This window comes from Thermoanaerobacter thermocopriae JCM 7501, from assembly GCF_001310975.1.
Lineage (GTDB): Bacteria > Bacillota > Thermoanaerobacteria > Thermoanaerobacterales > Thermoanaerobacteraceae > Thermoanaerobacter > Thermoanaerobacter thermocopriae.
The window spans coordinates 1-1189 of the sequence record NZ_BAZY01000073.1; the positions used below are offsets into that span (position 1 = coordinate 1).

A 1189-nucleotide genomic window follows, 5' to 3' on the forward strand; every position below is an offset into this window, starting at 1 on the left:
ACAAATCACGAACGAGCTCTAAACTTTATAATGGATGGGCTTAACAGATTTTTGCCAGCTCTTCATAAAAGTATTCCTTAGGCGTTTTGTAATTTAACAATTTTCGTGGAAGGTTATTAAGCCAGTTTTCTACTCTCTTTATCGTATCTATAGATAAATCTTTAATACTTTTACCTTTAGGGATGAAACGTCGTATAAGACCGTTATGTCGTTCATTTGTAGCTCTTTCCCAAGATGAATATGGATGTGTATAATATACTTCTACGCCATATTCTAAAAGAGCACTTTCTAAATCACTAAACTCTGTACCATTATCAGATGTTATTGTTTTAAAGACCTTGCTTAAATTGTCACCAAACATATCTTTTAATTTTGATAATGCATCTTTAACAGATTTATTGTCTTTTGCATCTAATAAGAATATTATTTCATGGCGAGTCTTACGCTCTATTAATGTTAAAAGGACCTTGTCATTAGATTTCTTGCCAATTAACGTATCTATTTCCCAATGCCCAAAAACTTCACGGCTTTCAACTTCTTTAGGCCTAAAATCAATACTTTTACCCATAATACGTTTATTTTTACGATTTTGTTTCTTTCTTGGTTTTAAACGTAGTTTTAAAGGTAAATCAATGTTTTTAACTTTTAATAATCCTCTATCTATATAGTTGTACAGTGTTTTAGTACAAACAATAGTTTTATTATTCCAGCTTGGGTCTTTTTTACAATAGCCTACAACTGCATCTGGTGACCATTTTTCATTTAATATTTTATTTTCAGCATATTTCAAAAAATCTTCTGCTTTAGCTACTTTAAATTTAGCTCCGCAATTTGAGCGATTTTTTTCGTAGATAGCTTGACCGGTTTCAGGAAAATAGCTTGTATAAGAAGATAAATCACTTCTAAGTTGTGTAGTAGTTCCACGTTTAATTTCACGGCTTATAGTGCTTGGAGATCGATTAAGTTTTTTAGCAATATACCGAATACTTCTTCCTTCTTTGAGTAATGCATAGATTTCTCCTCGTTCATAGCTACTTAAGTGTTTAAAAGAACGCTTTTTTGTGGTATCATTATTATGAACCATAGTGAAAATCCTCCTTGTATGATGTTTAGTTGACACCTATATCATACACGATTTTCACTATGGTTTCTATTCTTTTATCTGTTGCATTTAATTATACAACTAACC

The 1189-nt window shown here is 31.0% G+C and carries 1 protein-coding gene; it reads right to left on the reverse strand.

The window, feature by feature from the left end; translation table 11 throughout:
• Positions 1-40: 40 nt before the first annotated feature.
• Positions 41-1084, reverse strand: coding sequence for an IS30 family transposase (locus JCM7501_RS12395; protein ID WP_011025138.1), 1044 nt, complete (start codon positions 1082-1084; stop codon positions 41-43).
• Positions 1085-1189 lie beyond the last annotated feature (105 nt).

Bases quoted from the DNA above. Each gene is read 5' to 3' on its own strand.
- JCM7501_RS12395 (WP_011025138.1), bottom strand. From the start codon at position 1,084: ATGGTTCATAATAATGATACCACAAAAAAGCGTTCTTTTAAACACTTA.